At 69.0% G+C, this 18,887-nt stretch carries 13 protein-coding genes; 2 read left to right on the top strand and 11 right to left on the bottom strand.

Annotated elements, in window-relative coordinates:
- The first annotated feature begins 139 nt into the window (after nucleotides 1-139).
- Both LDO86_RS06675 and LDO86_RS06670 read left to right on the top strand, forming a co-directional pair.
- Complete coding sequence (locus LDO86_RS06675; RefSeq protein WP_223994575.1) at nucleotides 140-1,927, top strand: ATP-binding protein; 1,788 nt, start codon at nucleotides 140-142, stop codon at nucleotides 1,925-1,927.
- Nucleotides 1,920-2,582, top strand: coding sequence for a response regulator (locus LDO86_RS06670; RefSeq protein ID WP_223994573.1), 663 nt, complete (start codon nucleotides 1,920-1,922; stop codon nucleotides 2,580-2,582). The genes LDO86_RS06675 and LDO86_RS06670 overlap by 8 nt, the downstream gene beginning before the upstream one ends.
- A gap of 13 nt (nucleotides 2,583-2,595) precedes the next feature.
- On the opposite strand, the gene LDO86_RS06665 is transcribed toward LDO86_RS06670, so the two are convergent.
- The 11 genes from LDO86_RS06665 to LDO86_RS20195 all read right to left on the bottom strand — a co-directional run bounded on the left by LDO86_RS06665 (nucleotide 2,596) and on the right by LDO86_RS20195 (nucleotide 18,869).
- Nucleotides 2,596-2,976 (bottom strand): RidA family protein, encoded by a 381-nt coding sequence (locus LDO86_RS06665; protein WP_223994571.1) that lies wholly within the window; start codon nucleotides 2,974-2,976, stop codon nucleotides 2,596-2,598.
- Between the two features lie 46 nt (nucleotides 2,977-3,022).
- A complete protein-coding gene (locus LDO86_RS06660) occupies nucleotides 3,023-3,526 on the bottom strand; it encodes a GNAT family N-acetyltransferase (protein ID WP_223994569.1) in 504 nt (167 codons plus the stop codon).
- A gap of 182 nt (nucleotides 3,527-3,708) precedes the next feature.
- Nucleotides 3,709-4,518, bottom strand: a complete 810-nt coding sequence (locus LDO86_RS06655; protein ID WP_018771887.1) for an inositol monophosphatase family protein — start codon at nucleotides 4,516-4,518, stop codon at nucleotides 3,709-3,711.
- Entirely contained in the window at nucleotides 4,515-6,767 is a 2,253-nt protein-coding gene (ligA, locus tag LDO86_RS06650; RefSeq protein WP_223995156.1) for an NAD-dependent DNA ligase LigA, read from the bottom strand. Before ligA ends, LDO86_RS06655 begins: the two co-directional genes overlap by 4 nt.
- A gap of 140 nt (nucleotides 6,768-6,907) precedes the next feature.
- Nucleotides 6,908-7,531 carry a hypothetical protein gene (locus tag LDO86_RS06645; RefSeq protein WP_223994567.1) on the bottom strand — a complete coding sequence of 208 codons (624 nt, stop codon included), beginning with the start codon at nucleotides 7,529-7,531 and terminating at the stop codon, nucleotides 6,908-6,910.
- 123 nt (nucleotides 7,532-7,654) lie between these two features.
- Nucleotides 7,655-12,100 carry an FtsK/SpoIIIE domain-containing protein gene (locus tag LDO86_RS06640; RefSeq protein WP_224084393.1) on the bottom strand — a complete coding sequence of 1,482 codons (4,446 nt, stop codon included), beginning with the start codon at nucleotides 12,098-12,100 and terminating at the stop codon, nucleotides 7,655-7,657.
- The gene (locus LDO86_RS06635; RefSeq protein ID WP_018771884.1) at nucleotides 12,097-12,801 is read right to left on the bottom strand and encodes a hypothetical protein; all 705 of its coding nucleotides are present in this window, start codon (nucleotides 12,799-12,801) and stop codon (nucleotides 12,097-12,099) included. The genes LDO86_RS06640 and LDO86_RS06635 overlap by 4 nt, the downstream gene beginning before the upstream one ends.
- Before the next feature lie 78 nt (nucleotides 12,802-12,879).
- On the bottom strand, nucleotides 12,880-14,661 hold the full coding sequence (locus tag LDO86_RS06630) for a serine/threonine-protein kinase (protein WP_224084392.1): 1,782 nt from the start codon (nucleotides 14,659-14,661) through the stop codon (nucleotides 12,880-12,882).
- On the bottom strand, nucleotides 14,658-16,658 hold the full coding sequence (locus LDO86_RS06625; RefSeq protein ID WP_224084391.1) for an FHA domain-containing protein: 2,001 nt from the start codon (nucleotides 16,656-16,658) through the stop codon (nucleotides 14,658-14,660). Before LDO86_RS06625 ends, LDO86_RS06630 begins: the two co-directional genes overlap by 4 nt.
- Entirely contained in the window at nucleotides 16,645-17,577 is a 933-nt protein-coding gene (locus LDO86_RS06620; protein WP_056390964.1) for a protein phosphatase 2C domain-containing protein, read from the bottom strand. Before LDO86_RS06620 ends, LDO86_RS06625 begins: the two co-directional genes overlap by 14 nt.
- A complete protein-coding gene (locus LDO86_RS20195) occupies nucleotides 17,574-18,869 on the bottom strand; it encodes an RDD family protein (protein WP_263422045.1) in 1,296 nt (431 codons plus the stop codon). The genes LDO86_RS06620 and LDO86_RS20195 overlap by 4 nt, the downstream gene beginning before the upstream one ends.
- Nucleotides 18,870-18,887 lie beyond the last annotated feature (18 nt).

Below are 18,887 nucleotides of genomic sequence, written 5' to 3'. Positions count from 1 at the left end.
TGGCATACTGCTTATTGGGAGCATTTTGCTCATTGTGCTCACGGGCCTGATGCGCTGAAACCACCGGCTCGACCGCACCCGCATCCTACGCAAACACACCCCTGCCAATACACTGCCAATACACCGTCAAGGAGGATGAATGCAGCGTTCCGTGCCCCGGCCGCCGCTGCGGTTTTCCACCCAGACGCTGCTGCTGCAGCTGGCGGTGGTGCTGCTGGTGGTGCTGCTCAGCGCCACCGTGCATGCCTGGCTGACGTACGACCGGGTTGGCAGCGACGCCGAAAACCAGGCCCTGACGCTGGCGCGCACCGTTGCCTCGGATCCGCAGGTCAGGGCCGACGTGCTGGCCATCAGTGACCAGCCCGGCACTCCCCCGCCCGGCGAGCTTCTGGCCGGGCCGCTCCAGTCAGCAGCCGAGGCAGCGCGGACCCGGACCGGAGCGCTGTTCGTGGTGATCACCGACGAAACCGGGATCAGGCTGGCCCATCCCGATCCCCAGCGGCTGGGTGAGAAAGTCAGCACGGACCCGTCCGAGGCGCTGTCCGGCCAGGAGATCACCACCCGGAACACCGGAACCCTGGGCCCCTCCGCGGGCGCCAAGGTTCCCGTGTATGCGCCCGGCAGCACCACGGTGGTGGGAGAGGTGAGCGTGGGCTACTCCATGGAGACGGTGGCCCAGAGCGTGGCCCGCGACATCGGGCCGGTGGCGCTGACTGCCGCGGGTGCCCTGCTGGCCGGGATCCTGGGGTCCTTCCTGCTGCGCCGCCGCCTGCAGCGGCTCACCCTTGGCCTGGAGCCGGAAGAGATCAGCACGCTGGTCCACGACCAGGTGGCGGTGCTGCAGGGCGTGGACGACGGCGTCATCGGCGTCAGTGCCGACGGCCGGGTGAGCGTCTTCAACGCCGCGGCGCAGCGCCTGCTGGAGTTGCCGGATCTGTCCGGCACCCGGTGGGAGGATGCCCCGGTTCCGGAGCAGTTGAAGTCCCTTACGCGGACCGCGGCAGGCACTGTGGCAGTTCCAGGCGCTGTGGCAGTTCCAGGCGCCGTGACTGCTGCAAACTCCGCCGGTCCGGCCGTGGATGCGCTGGAACTGGTGGCCGGTGGCCGGGTCCTGGTGGCGAACGCCCGCAAGGCGCTGCACCGCCGGGAGGACCTGGGCTGGGTGATCATGCTGCGGGACCGCACCGAGCTGCAGCAGCTGACCCGCCAGTTGGACGCCGTGGGAACCATGTCCACCGCACTGCGTGCCCAGCGGCACGAGTTCGCCAACCAGCTGCACACCCTGGCCGGCTTCCTGGGCATCGGGCAGCACCAGGAGGCACGGGACTACCTTGCCCGGTTGGCCGCCACCGGTCCGCTGAAGTTCCCGGTGGACCAGGCGGAACTGTTACAGGACCCGTATCTCCAGGCCTTCGTCGGCGCCAAGGGCGTGGAGGCGGACGAGCGCGGCGTTGCGCTCCGCATCGGCCCGGAGACCCTGGTCAGGGGGCAGGTCACCGAAGCCCAGGACGTGACCACGGTGCTGGGCAACCTGATCGACAACGCCGTCAACGCCGCCGTTGCCGGGTCATCAACGGAGCGCTGGGTTGAGCTTGAGGTCCTGGATGAGCCGGCCGACGACGGCGGAACGCTGCATATCGTGGTGGCGGACTCGGGTGACGGGCTGGCAGAAGGCACAGACGCGGAGGGCGTGTTTGCCGAGGGTTTCACCACGGCCTCCGGCCCTGTCCGGGCAGGTGGCGGACAGGGCTTCGGACTGGCTCTCGCGCGCCAGCTGGCACGGCGCCGCGGCGGCGACGTGAAAGTGCTGGAGCGCGGAACCAAGGGCGGGCCGGGCGCCGTGTTCATGGCGACCCTTCCGCAGACGACGGCGGGAAAGCCCGCCGCCACAACCCCGGGGGCAGCCGGAAAGGATGAGAATGGCTGACGATTTTCGGGTCCTGATCGTGGACGACGACTTCCATGTGGCCAAGCTCCACGCAACGTATGTCGACTCGGTGGCAGGGTTCCTGGCGCTGGCGCCCGTGGGCACTGCCTCCCTGGCGCTGCAGGCCATCCACAGCCTGCGGCCGGACCTGGTGCTGCTGGACGTGTACCTGCCGGATGCATCGGGCCTGGACCTGCTGCAGCAACTGGATGTGGACACCATCATCCTCAGCGCCGCCTCCGATGCCTCGTCCCTCCGGGTGGCGTTCCGCCGGGGAGCGCTGGGATACCTGCTCAAGCCCTTCGCTGCGGAGTCGCTGTCCCAGCAGCTGCGCTCCTATGCCCGGTACCGGCGCCTCCTGGGCCAGCCGGGGGCACTGGACCAGGAGGCGGTGGAACGTGCAAAACGTTCCCTGATTCCGGGTGATGTCACGCCGTCGTCGAAACCCCGCTCCGCCACCGAAGCGGCAGTGCTGGAGTCCCTGGCCCCCGGTGAGCAGTACTCGGCCGCGGAAGTGGCCTCCCGGGTGGGCGTCTCCCGGGCCACCGCCCAGCGGTACCTGTCCTCCCTGGCCGACGACGGCGCGGTGGACATCCAGCTCCGCTACGGCACCACCGGCAGGCCGGAACACCGGTACGGCCGGCCGGCGCGGTAGTCCAGGGAGAGCGTCAGGCAGCTTTCTGGGCGACGAGTTCGATCTCGACAAGCATCTTCGGATCCAGGAACGGCAGCACGTGGACCAGGGAGAGGGTGGGGCGGATGTCACCGAACACCTCGCCGTGCGCCCGGCCGGCCTCTTCCCATTTGCTGATGTCCGTCAGGTACAGCTTGGACTGCACCACGTCCTCGTAGCCGAAGCCGGCGTCGGCCAGGACCTTGCCGAGCTTCTGCAGGATGTACTGGGTCTGGGTGTAGAAGTCGTCCCCCACGATCCCGTCGTCACCGCTTGCCGCGGTTGCGGAAATGTAGAGGGTGTTGTCCACCTGGACGGCACGGGAGTAGCCGAGGGTCTGTTCCCAGACGGATCCGCTGCCGAAGGTTTTGCGCATGGGTGGCCTTTCAAAGCTGGAATGGGTCGCCACCACTGTAGGGCTGCTACAGGTCGCGCCGGTAAACCAGCAGTTTTGTGTCGGTTCCGGGAACGAACCAGTCCCGTTCAGCCACCCGGTGGAAGCCGGTCCTGCGGTACAGGCCGTGCGCGCTTTCCCAGTCTTTCCCCGTGGTCAGGGCCACCGCGCGGATGCCCGGAAGGGTACGGGCATAATCGATGATCGCCTCCACCATGGCCCGGCCGGCGCCGCTGCGCTGGACGGCAGGGTCCACCACCAGCATGCGGAATTCCAGCTCGTCCGGCAGGGCAATGTCCGCGTAGGGTTCCCCGGCGAGCGCCAGCGTGACGGAGCCGATGACGGTTCCCTCCCGTTCGGCTACCCAGATGGTGGCCTGTTGGGCCCGTTCAGCAACGTCCATGATCTTGACCATGTACGGATGGGCGGGGTCGTCGAAGTAGCCTGCGGAGAGATAGGAGTCGCCGGTGATCCGGGCGATGGCCGGGAAGTCGACTTCGACGGCGGGACGGATGGTTGGCTGCTGCTGCACCCGTCAATGGTAGTGGCCGCCCGGCCCAGGTTCCGGCGGAAACGCGCTTTCCGTGATCGAACTATCAGAACGGGTGAGCGGTACCAGTGCAGTACCAGTGCAGTACCAGTGGGCAGTGCCGGTGTTGCAGAGCCGGTGTTGCAGAGCCAGTGTTGCAGAGCCGGCCCGGCTTCCCGCGCCGCCTAGAGCGGAAACTTGCCGCTCAGCTCCAGGCTGGCCGCGCACGTCCAAGCGTCGAGCCGCTCCTCATCGGTGGGACCGCCGTCGAGCGGGCTGGTCAGGCGTGGCCTGCGCACCCAGCAGCCGGCTTCCTCCGCGATCAGCGCCCCGGCCGAGAAATCGTGCTCGTTCAGGCCCCTCTCGCCGTAGGCGTCATGCGTTCCGTCCGCCACCATGCACAGGTCCAGGGCCGCGGAACCAAGCCGGCGGACATCGGCAAACCCATCCATCAGGGTGGCGAAGGCGGCAGCCTGCTGGGAGCGGATGCCGGGTTCGTAACTGAATCCGGTGGCCAGGATCTGCCCGGTCCGGCCCGGGACCGGGCCCTCAAGCCTGGTGGTGGTTCCGCGCTCCTCCAGCCAGGCACCCCGGCCGCGGGCGGCGTAGTAGATCCGGCCCAGCGCCGGGGCGTTGACCACGCCGGCCAGCCAGGCGCCGTCGGAGTCGGCAACAGCCACGGAGGTGGCGTAGTAGACGATGTTGCGGATGAAGTTGGTGGTGCCGTCCAGCGGGTCGATGGACCAGCGGTAGCCGGTGGGATCGGCGGGGCGGGTGGTGCCCTGTTCCTCGCCGGTGATGCTGTCCCCCGGGCGGGCCGCGGCAATGACGTCCCGCACCGCGTTTTCGGCGGCGACGTCGAAGGCCGTCACCCAGTCCCCGGCCGCCCCCTTGTTGCTGGCGTCCAGCGCGGTGCCGTCCCGGCCGGAAAGGACCCTGGCACCGGCAGCGGCTGCCTGTTTGGCGACCTCCAGCAGTTCCGATGCGGACGTCATGCGTTCTCCTCCACTGCGGCCGGTACGGCCGCTTCCCCGTTGGCGTCCCCGTCCGCTCCCGGCGCTGCCGCATCCCCCAGGGCTGCCGCATCCCCCAGGGCTGTCGCATCCCCCAGGGCTGCCGGGCCGCCGTCGAGCAATTGCCGGAACCCGTCCTCGTCCAGCACTGGAATCCCCAGCTGCTCTGCTTTGTCCAGCTTGCTGCCGGCACTTTCGCCGGCCACCACGTAACTGGTGTTTTTCGAAACGGAACCGGCCGCCTTTCCGCCGCGGAGCAGGATGGCCTCCTTGGCCTCGTCGCGGCTGAAATTGGGCAGCGAGCCGGTGACCACCACCGTCAGCCCTTCGAGCGTGCGCGGCATGGATTCGTCCCGTTCGTCCTCCATGCGCACCCCGGCGGCGGCCCAGCGGTCGATGATTTCAAGATGCCAGTCCTCCGCGAACCATTCCTTCAGCGCGGCGGCGATGGTGGGACCCACGCCGTCCACATGGGCCAGCTCCTCCTCCGACGCTGCCCGGATGCGGTCCATGGAGCCGAACGCCTGGGCCAGGGCCCGGGACGCCCGCGGGCCCACGTGCCGGATGGACAGGGCAACCAGCACCCGCCACAGGGGCTGGGTCTTGGCCTTTTCGAGTTCCTTGAACAGCTTCTGCGTGGTGGCGGTGGGCCTGGACGGCGACTTGGCCGTGCCCTTGCTGAAGAAGTACGGCACCAGCTCGTAGTCGCCGGTGGGAACGCCCTTGGTTTTCTTCTCCCTCCGGATCCGGACGCCGGCCAGGTCCTCGGGGGTGAGGTCGAACAGTCCGGCTTCGGAGGCCAGGGGCGGAACATCAGGTTCGGCCGGCTGGGTCAGCGCAATGGCCGCTTCCCAGCCCAGGGCCTCGATGTCGAAGGCGCCACGGCCCGCTACGTGGAACACCCGCTCACGAAGCTGCGACGGGCAGGACCTGGCGTTGGGGCAGCGGACATCCACGTCCCCCTCCTTGGCCGGGGCCAGCGGAGTACCGCAGGATGGACATTCGGTGGGCATCACGAAATCCCGCACGGGCGGGTCCTGCTGGTCCCGGAGGGCCAGCACCGGGCCCACGATTTCGGGGATGACGTCGCCCGCCTTCCGCAGGACCACGATGTCGCCGATCTTGACGCCTTTGGCCTTGACCACGTCCTGGTTGTGCAGGGTGGCCATTTCCACCGTGGAGCCGGCCACCTTGACCGGCTCCATGACCCCGTAGGGGGTGACGCGGCCGGTTCGGCCCACGTTGACCTGGATGTCCAGCAGCTTGGTGTGGACTTCCTCCGGAGGGTACTTGTAGGCCACGGCCCAGCGCGGAACGCGGGTGGTGTTGCCCAGGGCCCGCTGGGTGGCAAAGTCGTCCACCTTGATCACGATGCCGTCGATTTCGTGGAGCAGCTTATGGCGCTGGTCCCCGTAGCGCTTGATGAAGCCAAGGACGTCTTCCCTGGTCTCCAGCACCTCGAAGTACGGGCTGACCGGCAGGCCCCACTCCTTGAGCAGCCCGTATGTTTCCGACTGGCTGCCGGCCGCGAGCCCCTCGCGGGCGCCGATGCCGTGGACGAACATCTTCAGCGGCCGCTTGGCCGTCTCCGCGGGGTCCTTCTGCCGCAGGGAACCGGCGGCCGCGTTGCGGGGATTGGCCAGCGGTGCCTTGCCGGCTTCGATCAGGGCCTCGTTGAACTCCGCGAACGCCTTGGAGGGGATGAAGACCTCCCCGCGCACCTCCATTTCGGCGGGGAAACCGCTGCCGCGCAGTTCCTGCGGGATTTCCTTGATGGTGAGCAGGTTGTGGGTGATGTCCTCGCCCGTGGTTCCATCGCCGCGGGTGGCAGCCCGCACCAGTCTGCCGTCGCGGTACAGGAGGTTGACAGCAAGGCCATCGATCTTGAGTTCGGTAAGCCAGGCTGCCTTGGTGCCGCCGTCCCCGATTTTTTCGATGCTGGCCTCGGCCCGGTTGAGCCAGGCCTCAAGCTCGTCCAGCGAGAAGACGTCTTCCAGGCTGTACATCCGCTGCAGGTGCTCCACGGGCGCGAAGGCGGCGGATACTTCGCCGCCCACTTCCTGCGTTGGCGAGTCGTTGGCCACCAGTTCCGGATGCAGCGCCTCGATCTCCTCGAGGCGGCGGAAGAGGGTGTCGAACTCGGCGTCCGAAACCAGGGGTGCGTCCTCCTGGTAGTACGCGAACCGGTACTTCCGCACCAGGTCCGCGAGGTTTTCGTATTCCTCGCGGATGGCTTCGGTGGGAACGGCTTCGGGCTCGTGTGGTTCCGCGGTTCGGGTGGCGGTCTGTTCTGCGGGTCCTGGTCCTGTGCTCACAGACCTATCTTGCCTTACACCTGCGACAGCCAGCGGGCAGGGCGGCGTGAACGCTGTCAGTGCGAGCGCAGCCGGTTCCGGTTTCGGTTCCACCAGGCGAAGGCGCCCGCGGAAACGCCCACCAGCAGCGTTCCAAGGGCGATGGGCAGGAGCGCAGGTCCGCCGGGGCCCTCGTCACGGGCAGGGGCAGCAGCGGCAGCCATCCGGGCAGGCCCGGGAGTCCGGTTGACCGGGCTGTTCCAGTCCACCCCGCTGGAGGGGCCGGTCGGCGGCCGGTAGCCGGCAGCGGGTGACGTGGTTCCGGTGGCGGACCCATCCGGGAGTTCCGCTGCCGTGGCGGGAGGCCCGGCCGGTTCGGGAGTGCCTGCCTGCGGCTGCGCGGCTGGCTCCGTTGGCTGCGGCTGGAGTGGCTGGGCGGGAGGCTCGGCGGGTGGCGCCGGCTGGGCCGGCGGCTGGGCAGCCTCCTTGGATTTGCGGGGCCGGCCGGGGTCGGGGTTGTCGGCAAGGATGGGCACGCAGACAAGACCGCAGTCTGGTGGGGCCTGGGTGCCTGCCGTCGGAGAGGGGTCCGCGGTTGCAGCCAGCGCGGGACCGGTGGAAAACAAGCCGAGGGCCAGGGCAAGGACAGCTGCTGATGACGTCGTCGAAACAGTGCGGAGGATCGGGGCGGACGGGGTCATTGCTACCTTTCGATGCGCGCAGTCCCCCCACCGCGGCTTTCTGGTGTCCCCGGTAGTCTTCTACAACGTCCTGCGGGGCCGCAAATCCCGACGGATCGCGGCCCCCGCATTCATCGGCGCTGTTCAGTCCCGGTTTTCGGGCGGGAGCGCCACCTGGATTTTCCGTGCCTTGCCCCGCCCCACCACGTACCCGCGGCCCGGAATGAAGTCCGGGCTGACCCGGCCCAGGGACGTGTTGAGCAGGCTGTCGCCCTCAATATCCCCCGGGTTCAGCAGCAGGCCGCGGCGGCCCGATTTGAAGGGCTGGGCAAGCTGCCAGGCGGAGGACCAGGTGGAGGATTCGGACTCGCCGATGACCCATTGGTCTGCTTTGAGGGACGCCGTCACCAGCTGCGCCATTCCTGACTCGGCGATGGTGTCGGTGAACTCGGTGAGGCCCTCGATGAAGAAGGCCACGGTGCCAGGGTTTCCGGTGGAGTGCTCCACCAGGTCCTCCACCACTTCGGCGACGTCGTCCGGGCCCACCACGGCGCGGTTCCAGATGGGGAGGGACGCGACGGCGGACCGGCGGGACCCGACGTAGACCAGTTCCGTGGCGGGATTGGACCGGCGCAGCGCGTAGGCCAGGGTGACCAGCGCCACGGTGCGCCCCGAGCCCGGCGGGCCGGCCAGGAGCAACGGTCCGCGCGCCATGAGTTCGGCCGGTTGCAGGGACTCGTCGTCCACTCCAATAACGGGCAGGTCGGGGCTGCCGGCCGGCAGGACATCCAGGTCCACCTGCTCGGGGAGACGCTCAATGCCCGGGGCGGTTTCCAGGCCCTGCCGCTGCATGGCTTCGCTGAGCTTATGGACCTCGCGGGCCTGCAGGGCCAGGTTCGAATTGCCGCCCAGGACGGCCAGCTGGACTTCAAGCCCGTCCAGCAGCCCACGGCCCGGGGGCGACGTGGCCGTGAGGACATCCCTGGGAACATCCATGGAAATGTAGTCGTCCTCAGAGGACAGGCGCAGGACCAGGCGGCGCTGGATGGAGGCGAGCAGGGACGCGGGGACGGCGTTGGGCCGGTCCCCGGTCACCACCAGGTGGATGCCCAGGGTCCGGCCGTCCGTGGCCAGCTGCAGGAAGATGTCCCAGAGCCCGGAAAGCTTGCTGTGCTCGTACGCCTCACGGAAGGCTGACATGCCGTCCACCAGCACGAAGATCCGCTTCTCGTCCGGCCGGTTGGCCAGCCTCCGGTACTCCACGATGGTGGAGGCGCGCACCTCGGCGAACTGCGCGGAACGCAGCTCGGCGATGTCCCGGAGGAGGCGCAGCAACCGCCCGACGCGTTCGACGTCGTCGCCATTGATGATTTCCCCCACGTGCGGAAGCTCCTCAAGCATCCGCAGCCCGGAAGAGCCGCAGTCGATGCCGTAGACGTGGACGGGGCCGCCGCGCGGGGTGACGGCCGCGGCGATCGCGATGCCGCGCAGGGCGGCGGACTTGCCGGAACCACCGGTGCCGTAGATGGCCATGTTGCCGTCGCGGTCAGGCTCGTAGAAGACGGTGGGCTGGTCCTGGTGGACGGGGTCGTCCGCGACGCCCAGCAGCAGCTGTTCGTCGGTGCGGGGGTTGGGCAACTTGGAGAAGTCGTAGGTCTTGGCCAGCTCGTCCAGCCATGGTTTCCGCGGCGGCCGGATGGCCAGGGTGTCCGCCGCGTGCACGATGGTGGAGGTCATCCTGGCAATGTCATTGGGACCGGCCGGTTCCGGGGCCGCAGGCTTTTCGGGTGCCGGCGCTTCCCAGCTGGGACCGGAGCCGAAGGCCATCTCCACGATGTCGATCTGGGGGCGCTGCGGTTTATCCGTGGTCCAGCCGCCGGCGTAGCCGGTCTGGAATCCCTGGATCCGTCCGGGCCCGGTCTTGGCGGCACCGCGGCCCGGGATGGCGGGGTCGAAGTAGGCCGCATCCGGCACCCCCAGGATGTCGGTGGCGTCGTCCTCGTCGGCCATGCGCAGCGCCACCCGCAGGTTGGTGTTGGCGCGCAGGTTGTCCTTGATGACGCCCGCCGGCCGCTGGGTGGCCAGGATGAGGTGCAGGCCCAGGGAGCGGCCGCGGGCGGCGACGTCCACCACGCCGTCCACGAATTCGGGCACGTCGTTGGCCAGCGCGGCGAACTCGTCCACGATGATCACAAGGTACGGCGGCGCCTCCGGGTCCGCCTCCCGCTGCAGGGCCAGCAGGTCCTTGGCCTTCTTCCGGTTCAACAGCTGCTCGCGGTAGTGCAGCTCCGCGCGCAGGGATGTGAGGGCCCGCCGCACCAGGTGCGGGGAAAGGTCCGTGACCAGGCCCACCGTGTGTGGAAGGTTGATGCAGTCGGCAAACGCCGCTCCGCCCTTGTAGTCCACGAAGAGGAAGCTGACCCGGTCGGGGCTGTAGGCCGCAGCCATGCCCATGACCCACGACTGCAGGAACTCGGACTTGCCGGCACCGGTGGTGCCGCCCACCAGGGCGTGCGGTCCTTCGTTCTTCAGGTCCAGGTACAGCGGCTCGATGCCCTTGGAGCCCACCAGCGCCCTGAGGGTCCCGTTGTCCTTGCGGTTGGCCACGGCAGTGGCGTGCAGGGAGTTGTTTTCCGTCCAGCGCTCCACCACGGCCTGCGGATTGTCCAGGAAGTCCTTGCCGATCAGGGCCGCATAGGACACCGCGCGGGGCAGGTCGGAATCGTCATTGACCGGCTTGCCCACGTCAACCACGGGCGCCAGCATCCGGGCCAGCTGTGCTGCGAGCTCCGCGTCCACGCTCTCGCAGCTGACCGGGTAGGTGTGGCGGCCCAGCCGGACCTGGCCGGTGGTGGTGCCGTGGTCGCCGTCCACCACCATGAAGTCACGGCAGGCAGCCGGGAGTGACTGGATGTCAGTGGCCACCCACAGGATGTGCACGCCGGAGTCGGGACCGCGTTCGGCCAGCCGGGTCAGGCGGCCGCGGTCCACCGGGGCGTCGTCCTCCACGATGACCAGCACGGAGGGAAGGACCGGCTCTTCGGGCTCATGCTTTACGGGGTCGATGCCGGGGCGCAGGTCCGGGCCTGACCGTTTGGCCGCCGCCTCCCGGGCGTCGACCAGGTCCTCGAGGCGGGCCAGCAGTGAAGAGCCGCCGGCCGACCCCGCGGCAAGGTGGTCCCCGCCCAGCGGGCTGTGGCCCGAGCCTACGTGCGGCAGCCACTGCAGCCAGTTCCAGCGCTCCCGGGACTGGGCGGACGTGATGGCGGTGAGGACCACCTCGGCCGGGGAATGCAGTCCCACCAGCTGCAGCACCATGCCACGGGCCACGTCGTCCACCAGGCCGCGGGCGCCGGCGATCCCCAGCGCGCCGGAGGTGCGCAGCTGGGACACCACGGGGACGCCTTCGATCCCGCTGAACTGCTTGATGCAGTCCTGGATTTCGCGGCTGTACTGGACCTCGGTGTCGTTGCTGGAGGGCTCTTCCAACGGGATGCGGGACGGGGCGGTCCCCAGCCCGAACCGCAGGCCGAGGAACGACGGGTGTTCCGGCCGGTGCGTCCACAGCAGCGGCCCCAGCTTGTAAATCGCGTCCACCGTGTCGCTGACGGACGGCGCTTCCTGCAGCCGGACCGCGCGTTCCACCTGCTGCAGTTCCGTAAGGTCCTGCCGGAATGCGGCCATGGCGGCGCGGAACTGCTTGAGCTGCTCCTTCTGCTGCTTCCGGGTCCGCATTGTCTGGTCCACGTGGTGGCCCACGATGAACAGGGGCATCATCAGCATGAACACCATGGAGAGCACGTTCTGCGTGACCGCGAAAATGACCGCGCCCATCATCAGCGGTGCCACCAGCATGATGTAGGGGAAGGGATGGTCCTCGGGGCGCTTGGGCCCGGCAGGAAGAACCCGCTTGGGGACGTCGAAGCGGGGCACCACCCGCGGGGAGCGGTTGAAGTCCACCAGGGGCGACGTCGGCGCTGCCGCATGGTTGTGGCCCAGCGGCACCACGGTGACGGTGGTGTCACCCAGGGTCACCGTGTCGGAGGAGTTCAGCGTGGCCCTAGTGACGGGCAGCCCGTCCATCAGCAGGCCGTTGGCGGAGTTGGTGTCAACGATCTCGATGCCTTCGCCTACCGTGATCCGGGCGTGCCGTTTGGAGGTCAGCGGATCCGTCAGGCGGATGTCCACGTCCCGGTCCCGGCCAATGTAGCTGGTGCCGGTGGGCAGCGAGAATTCGCGCCCGGCGTCGGGCCCTGACAACACGCGCAGGGTTGCGGCGGCCGGTCCCCGGTTGGCCCCGGGTTCGTGGAACTGCCCACTGACCTGGGCCAGCGATACCACCGAGCCGGGGCGCAGGCCTGATTCGAGGAGGTTGTCCTCCCGGGCCAGGATGTTCCCGCTGATGCCGGCACCCACGAATGCTTCATCGATCCGCAGCGAAAGGTTGTCCGGCGCGGGGGTGCCTTTACGGGCGGGGTCCGCCGTCCACAGCACGGTGGCGATGTCGGCCACGGTGGCCATGCCGTCCACCGTGACGGCCAGGTCCTTGGCGTCGGCGGGTTCGCGGCGGAGTGTCAGCCGGATCCTCATCCTTCGTCCACGCCCCTCATCTTCTCCAGCAGGTACAGGTCATCGGGTGTCACCAGGTGAGTGGTGACGGCGTGTTCAACCAGGCGTGCCCGGCGGTTGGTTGCCAGCTTGCCGCCGCCGCCGCGCAGTCCCGCCACGCCCACCCGGTCCAGCTTGTCGCAGACGTTGTCCAGCTTGCGGTTGAAGCGCGTCAGTGCCCAGCCCAGGGTCTTGGCGGCCGCCGCGGAGGACGGGATGGTGCTGAAACCGGTGCCCTCACGCCGGAGCACAGGCTCGGCGAGCGCCACGATCAGCGCCTTCTGCGCGTCCGTGAAGACCACGGGGCCGATGGTGGTGTCCCCGTTGCCGGCTTCTTCGCGGGCTTCCTGCCGGAAAGACGGCGTCTTCACGTGCACGGCGAACTCGTAGGTGGTGGGCCCCGCCGTGAAGATGACATTGGTGTGGCTGAACACCAGCGGAATCCGCGCACCGGGTGACAGCCAGGCCTGCATGCCGCCGGAGGCGTCAGCCACGGTGGCGGAGAGCATGCTGCCCACGTTGCTCAGCCACCAGATGCCGTCGTAGCGGGCGACCTGCAGGAACTGCCGGTGCAGGTACGGGTTGTCGTCCACCTCAAGGTCGCCTTCACGGCCGATGTTGAAGATGTCCTCATCCGATGGCTCGTACCATTCGCCACAGAAATCTATTGCTAGATCCCCCATGATCTGTGCCTCCTCAAGGCAGAACTGTTGCGGTAGTCGGAGTGGTGGTGTTGCCGTGAAACCGGCAGTGCGGGACGTTCATTGGCCGGTGCAGGCGATGGAACCGGACCCCAGCGGTGAGAACGCACCGTCCGAGCGGACGATCATGACCTGGATGCAGGTTTGCCCCGACGGGTTGGGCCTGAGCCGGACGGGCGCCTGCGCGATGGATTGGTAGTCGCCGCCCCCACCGATGGTATAGACCCTCCATTTGTAGGTATCGCCCGGCTTGGGCTCGGGGTTGTTCCAGTAGAAGGATGCCTCGCCGTTGGTGTCGACCGTTCCGGCCAGGCCTTCGACATCGGGCACGGTGCCACTGTCCAGGGCGTCCGCAGGGGGTTTGCTGGCCTGCTGGGTTTCCACCGCCTTGGGGGTGCCTGTCGCCGTGTTGGCCACCACGATGCCCACCACAGCCGCCAATACCAGGAGGGTGCCGCCGGCGATTGCGAGCCAGAGGTTGCGTTTGCCGTGGTCGGCCTTCGGAACCGCTTGCGGCTCGTCCGCCTTCACCGCCCGCTGGACTGTTGCGTCCACGGTGTAGCCCGTGTCCTGCGTTCCTCCTGTGCCCGTGACGGGTGCACCGTAGTTGGCCGTCCCTGTGCTGCCACGCAGGACGGTGGACTGCGCCCACTCCCCCTGGCCGGCGCCGTCGTCCGTGGCTGCCGCCGGAGCAGCCGCCCCGGTGGCCGCCGCCCACGTGGTGCGGGCCGGAATCTGCGGCACTGCCGGGGCAGGCTGCCATTGGCTGGGGCTGGCGGGAGCAAAGTGCGACGGCGGGAGGGCGCCGCCCCCGGGCCCCGTCGCGTCAGTCCCGGTGCCGGTCGGGTTGGGGCGGGTGCGGGCAGGGAACGTGGGTGCGCTGCCGGTCCGCTCCGGATCGATGGCAGCAATGCTGCGGACGCGCGTCTCCTCGGTGCCGTCGTCCGGGTGGCCCTCCTCCTGCTGCGGCTCCTCCAGGACCTCGAAAGGCGTGACGGAAAGGTTGAGCTCGGCCTGGATGCGCTGCAGGGCCAGGGCGAAGGCGTGGGCCGAGGAGTACCGGGACTGGGGCGATTTGGCCATGGCGGTTGCCAGGGCCAGTTCCAGTGATTCCGGCACATCGGCACGGCCCAGCCGCGGCAGCGCCATGTTGCTGATCCGGTTGATCAGTTCGCGCTGCGAGTTGTCCGCGCCCGGCATCACGAAGGGTGAACGTCCGGCCAGCAGGGTGTACAGCGTGGCGCCGAGGGCCCACACGTCCACCATGACGCCGTCAACGCCGCCGTCCCGGAACTGTTCGGGCGGGGACCAGGGAATGGACATGCCCGAATCGTCATCAGAATCCCCGGCCAGGGTGCCGGAGATGCCGAAGTCGGTGAGGGCAGGACGGTTGTAGTCCGTCACCAGGATGTTGGCGGGCTTGATGTCGCGGTGGGCGATGCCGGCGCGGTGGGCGGTTTCGACGGCGGAGGCCACCTGGATGCCGACCGCCAGGACCTCGTCAACGCTGAAGCGCTGCCGCCGGTAACGCACGTCCAGGCTGGGCCGGGAGCAGTACTCCATGGCCAGGTAGGAGTGCCCGTCATCGGTGACTTCCGCTTCGAAAATGGTGACGATGTATGGGTGCGAGGACAGCTGGGCCATGAGGTTGGCCTCGGACTCGAACCGCCGCCGCGCGCCCTCGGTCTTGAGGTCCGAGAGCAGCACCTTGACGGCGACTTTCCGGCGCGGCCTGTCCTGTTCGTACAGGTAGACGTCGGAAAACCCGCCGGAGCCGAGCAGGCTGATGTAGGTGAAGCCCTGGATGCGGGGCGGCGGCGCAACGGGCCGTTTGGAACTCAAGGAATCTCCTCAAAACGCAGTGAGATGTTGTCGCCCAGCTCCGCGATGTCGCCGTCGAGCAGGATGGCCATCTCGTTCTGGGCCAGGCGGCGCGGCGGTTGGCCTTCGCGGACCAGGACAGTGCCGTTGGTGGCCTTGAGGTCGCAGAGCATCACGTGCCAGCCCTCAAGCCGCACCTCGACGTGGGACCGGGAAATGTCGCCGCCGGGGCTTGCCACCTGGACGAGCCGCGGCATCACGCCGCCCTGCACCCGGGACACTGACGGCTGCCTGCCGATGACCATCGACTGGTCGAGGTCCAGCAGTTCGCCGGTGGACAGGCGCATCCGGCCCAGCCTGGGACGGGCCACCTGCACGGCATCCGGCAGCAGGGCAGCCCCGCAGGCGCTGCAGAGGGCACGTGTGGGTGGGTTGGCGTGGCCCTGGGCACAGACGCGGGCCAGCACCATTTGTCCATTGGCGGGGTCCTGCTGGACGGCCGGCGCGTTTGTTGCCGGACCGGACGCGGTTCCCGGCAGGCTGCTTTTCATCACTGTCTGGCCATCGTGGTCGGGGTCGAAGCCGGTGCCGGTGCCGGATACAGCAGGCGCCGGTACGACGGGCGCAGGTGCCCCGGATGCCGGTGGAGCCAGTGGCGTGCCGTGGTTTGGCGGCGGGGTGAAGCCAGGGGCGTCGTGGGCCGGCGTAGCTCCCCCCGTGCGCCACGGGACGGAGTCGATGAGGACGCCGGCGGAGGCAGGACGGGGCCGGCCGGAGGGCTCTCCAGTTGTACCGGCACTGGATCCAACTCCAAGTCCGGCGCCAGGTGTGGGTTGATGGCGGCTGTCGGTCTCTGTCGCAGTCCCGGGACCGGCTGCCGGCACATCCGGGGCCGGGTCCTCCGGGCTGCGGAGGGCGGGCAGGGGTTCGGCTGCCGGCAGGGCCGGGCGCTGCTGCGGGGACACCTGGCCGGAATCGTCGTCAGGGTCCTCACGCACGGCAGCGTCTTCGATGTGCCGCATGACGGTGCGGTCCCAGAGATGGTCATAGGACGTCGTCATCTCCGCTGCGGGACCGGCGCCGGCTCCGGTGGGGGCTACGCCGGCGGAGCCTGTCTCCGGCACCTCAATTGGGGCGGGCTCACCTGAAGCATTCCCCACAGCTTCTCCCTCAGCGCCGCGCTCCCCGTCGATGCCAGGCTCGCCGAAGGCACCGCGCTCCCCGCCGGCACCAATAATGAAATCCGGGGCAATAGTGGCATCGGGGTCATGGGCTTCCCGGGCATGGGCGTGTGCGGCTTCCGCTGGATCGACCACCCCGTCGGCCGGGCGTTCATCAACGTCCTCTTCGATGACCCCCAGCACCGTTTCGGCCGAGGCTGCATGCCCGGGCAGGAGCGTGGTTTCGGGCAGGTCTTCCGCCTCGTCCGGAACGTCCGGCTCCCGCAGGTCAGCCGGGGCCTGGCCGGCGGGAGCAGCAGAAGCCTCGTCGCTGCCGGAATTTTCCGCCGGTGCAACAGCATCCGCTGCGGCCGGAGCATCGACCGCAGCCGGGCCGGAGCGTGCGCCCAGGGTCAGGGACTGCAGCAGCACCACGCCCTCACCGAGCGGCAGCTCGGGTTGTTCGGTGGCGAGCCCGGCGGTACCGGTGGTCCCAGCCGCAATCGCCACCCGGCACGTGCCGGGGACCACGAATTTGCGTTCGTTCCAGGTGGTCACGTCCCGGCCGTCGAGGTCCACGGCTCCCCCGGGCTGTTCGACGGTGAGGTCGATGTCGCCCCGCAGGAAAACCCGCAGGGATCCGTTGAAATCCAGGATGCCGAAGGATGGGATGCGGGTGAGGGATCCGCCGGAAGTGCTGGTCACGGCGGCGAGGATCTCGTGCGGCTCAGGCCGGCCGCCCAGGAGTTCCCACAATGCGCCTGCGAGTTCCGCGGGCGACCCGGGGCCCAGGAGGACTGCGGTGCGGGACCTGACAATGCCCAGCCAGGTGCCGGGGATGTAGCTAGCGGCGGTCATCGTCCGGCTCCCCGTTGTGGTCCGCGGTCTCCTCCACCGGTGCGGGCAGGGGCTGCGTCACGGCTTCGGATGCCTGCGGCCGCGGCAGGGTCACTTCGTCCCCGTCAGCGGAGGTGAGGCGGGGCGCGGTGGTGCCAGCGCCGTCGTCGTTCGAAACGTTCCTGGCATCCACCACGATGGCCGTGACGTTGTCCCGGCCGCCGCTGCGCAGGGCGGCCTGGATCAGGGCGTCCACCGCCTCCTGCGGATCCGCCACGCTGCTGAGGATCCGGAGGATGTCATCGTCTGCCAGTTCCCCCGTCAGGCCGTCGGAGCAGACCAGGACGCGGTCGCCTTCCTCCACGGGAAGGAGCCAGTAGTCCGCTTCCGTCTCGTCGCCCGTGCCCAGGGCCCGGGTGACCACGTGCCGCCGCGGGTGCACGGTGGCCTCCTGGGCGGTGATTTCGCCCGCGTCCACGAGTTCCTGGACCTCCGAGTGGTCGACGCTGATCTGCTCGAACCGTCCCTGGCTGAGCCGGTACGTGCGGGAATCGCCGATGTTCACCACCAGCCAGTACGGCATGCCCATCTGTTCCACCACGACAGCACCGGTAAGGGTGGTGCCGGCACGGGCTCCGGTGGCCTCACGGATCGAGTTGTCCGCACGCACCAGGTACTGCTGCAGGACGGCAGCGGTGATGCTCCGCTCCCCCGTGGCCACCTGGGGAATCCCGGCCAGGGCCCGCACGCACAGGCCGCTGGCGATTTCGCCGGCTTCATGGCCGCCCATGCCGTCAGCGACGGCGAAGACGGGATCGGCGGCGATATACGAATCCTCGTTCAACTCCCGGCGGAGTCCCCTGTCCGTTCCGTAGCCGTAGCTGAGGCTGAGTCCCGGCCCCGGCTGGATGGTGGAAACACTGGCGGGGTGCTGGTTCATGCCTGTCCTAGGTAAAAGGTACGGTCTCCAAAGTGCACGCTGGATCCCGGGGTAACAAACGTGGGGACGCCCGGCACCAAGGGGGTGCGCAGGCCGTCCGGGGTGGTGACGGCGCTTCCATTGGTTGACTGGCGGTCCGTCACCCAGATGCCCGCGCCGTCGGTGAGCAGGTGCAGGTGCGTCTTGGAGATCGAACGGCCGGGGTCATCCACAGCCAACAGCTGGGCCTGCTGTTCCCCGGCCTGCCCCACCGGGTTCCGGCCCACCAGGACGCTGCGGTCCAGCTGGAAGTCGCGGCCGTCGTCCAGGCGGATACGGAGGACAGCCACAGGGGCGGGGCCGCCGGTTCCGGGCCGCACCTGGGTGCGTTCGACGTCGTCGTCCACATGCGGCGGGGGCATCCGGTGGCCGGCGGCGGGCGGCGGCGCGAAGGAGGCAGGTGGGCTGTAGGGCAAGGTCTGCGACGGCAGGGCGGCCGACGGCGAAGGTGCCTGGGGTGCCGGAGCCGGAGGTTGCGCCGCAGGGGTTTGCAGAGGGGCATGAGGGGCTGGGTGTACAGGGGCTGCGTGTACGGGGGCTGGGTGTCCGGGGGCTGGGTGTCCGGGGGCTGGGTGTACGGGAGTTTGGGCCACGTTGGCGCCGGCCATCGGCGACAGGACCTGCTGCACGGGCGGCAGGTCCAGGGGCGCGAAGCTGTAGGGCCCTTGGATGCCGCCGGTGGTGATGGGGTCGCGGCCCGCCTTGACATCGAACACCAGGGTCTTGGCGGCGGTGTCATTCCAGCCCCGCAGTCCGCCGTCCCTGTCCCACCGGCTGGAAACCACCACCAGCACGGCCCACGCGCCACCCACCAGGAGCAGCGGGCCAAGGATGGGCACGGCGGCGTCAAACCACTTGAAGACCACCACCAGCACGGCGGCCAGCACGGCCAACAGGATGCCTGCTCCGGTGATGAGGCCACGCAGGAACACGGCGCCGGCGCCGGGAGCGTAACCGTCCTGGTCCGCGCTGCGGATGCCCATCAGCAGGTTCCCGGGCGTTTTGCCGGTGCGTGCTTCCAGCCCGAGCACAACGAAGAGGTAACCCAGGGTCAGGCCAAGGCCGATGCCGCCAAAGAGCACCAGAGAGGACGTGTCATAGACAATGAAGCCACCGCTTCTGGTGCGGGTAATCCCGGCGAATCCGATGGCAAACGTCACCACCAGCACCGCCACCCCAGGCAGCCAATCAATGACGGCAGCGCCAAGCCGCTTGCCTGCCGCAGCCGGAACAAGCTGAAGGTTCACTGCCATTCCCGTTCCTCCCCCTGG

Origin of the sequence: Arthrobacter sp. StoSoilB19, assembly GCF_019977275.1 — a bacterium.
In the GTDB taxonomy this organism is placed as follows: Bacteria; Actinomycetota; Actinomycetes; order Actinomycetales; family Micrococcaceae; genus Arthrobacter.
This window is presented reverse-complemented; position numbering and strand designations above follow the sequence as displayed.

Excerpts from the sequence above, each read along its gene's own strand:
- LDO86_RS06675 (WP_223994575.1), top strand. The coding sequence starts at position 140 with ATGCAGCGTTCCGTGCCCCGGCCGCCGCTGCGGTTTTCCACCCAGACG.
- LDO86_RS06670 (WP_223994573.1), top strand. The coding sequence starts at position 1,920 with ATGGCTGACGATTTTCGGGTCCTGATCGTGGACGACGACTTCCATGTG.
- LDO86_RS06665 (WP_223994571.1), bottom strand. The coding sequence starts at position 2,976 with ATGCGCAAAACCTTCGGCAGCGGATCCGTCTGGGAACAGACCCTCGGC.
- LDO86_RS06655 (WP_018771887.1), bottom strand. The coding sequence starts at position 4,518 with ATGACGTCCGCATCGGAACTGCTGGAGGTCGCCAAACAGGCAGCCGCT.
- LDO86_RS06645 (WP_223994567.1), bottom strand. The coding sequence starts at position 7,531 with ATGACCCCGTCCGCCCCGATCCTCCGCACTGTTTCGACGACGTCATCA.
- LDO86_RS06640 (WP_224084393.1), bottom strand. The coding sequence starts at position 12,100 with ATGAGGATCCGGCTGACACTCCGCCGCGAACCCGCCGACGCCAAGGAC.
- LDO86_RS06635 (WP_018771884.1), bottom strand. The coding sequence starts at position 12,801 with ATGGGGGATCTAGCAATAGATTTCTGTGGCGAATGGTACGAGCCATCG.
- LDO86_RS06625 (WP_224084391.1), bottom strand. The coding sequence starts at position 16,658 with ATGACCGCCGCTAGCTACATCCCCGGCACCTGGCTGGGCATTGTCAGG.
- LDO86_RS06620 (WP_056390964.1), bottom strand. The coding sequence starts at position 17,577 with ATGAACCAGCACCCCGCCAGTGTTTCCACCATCCAGCCGGGGCCGGGA.
- LDO86_RS20195 (WP_263422045.1), bottom strand. The coding sequence starts at position 18,869 with ATGGCAGTGAACCTTCAGCTTGTTCCGGCTGCGGCAGGCAAGCGGCTT.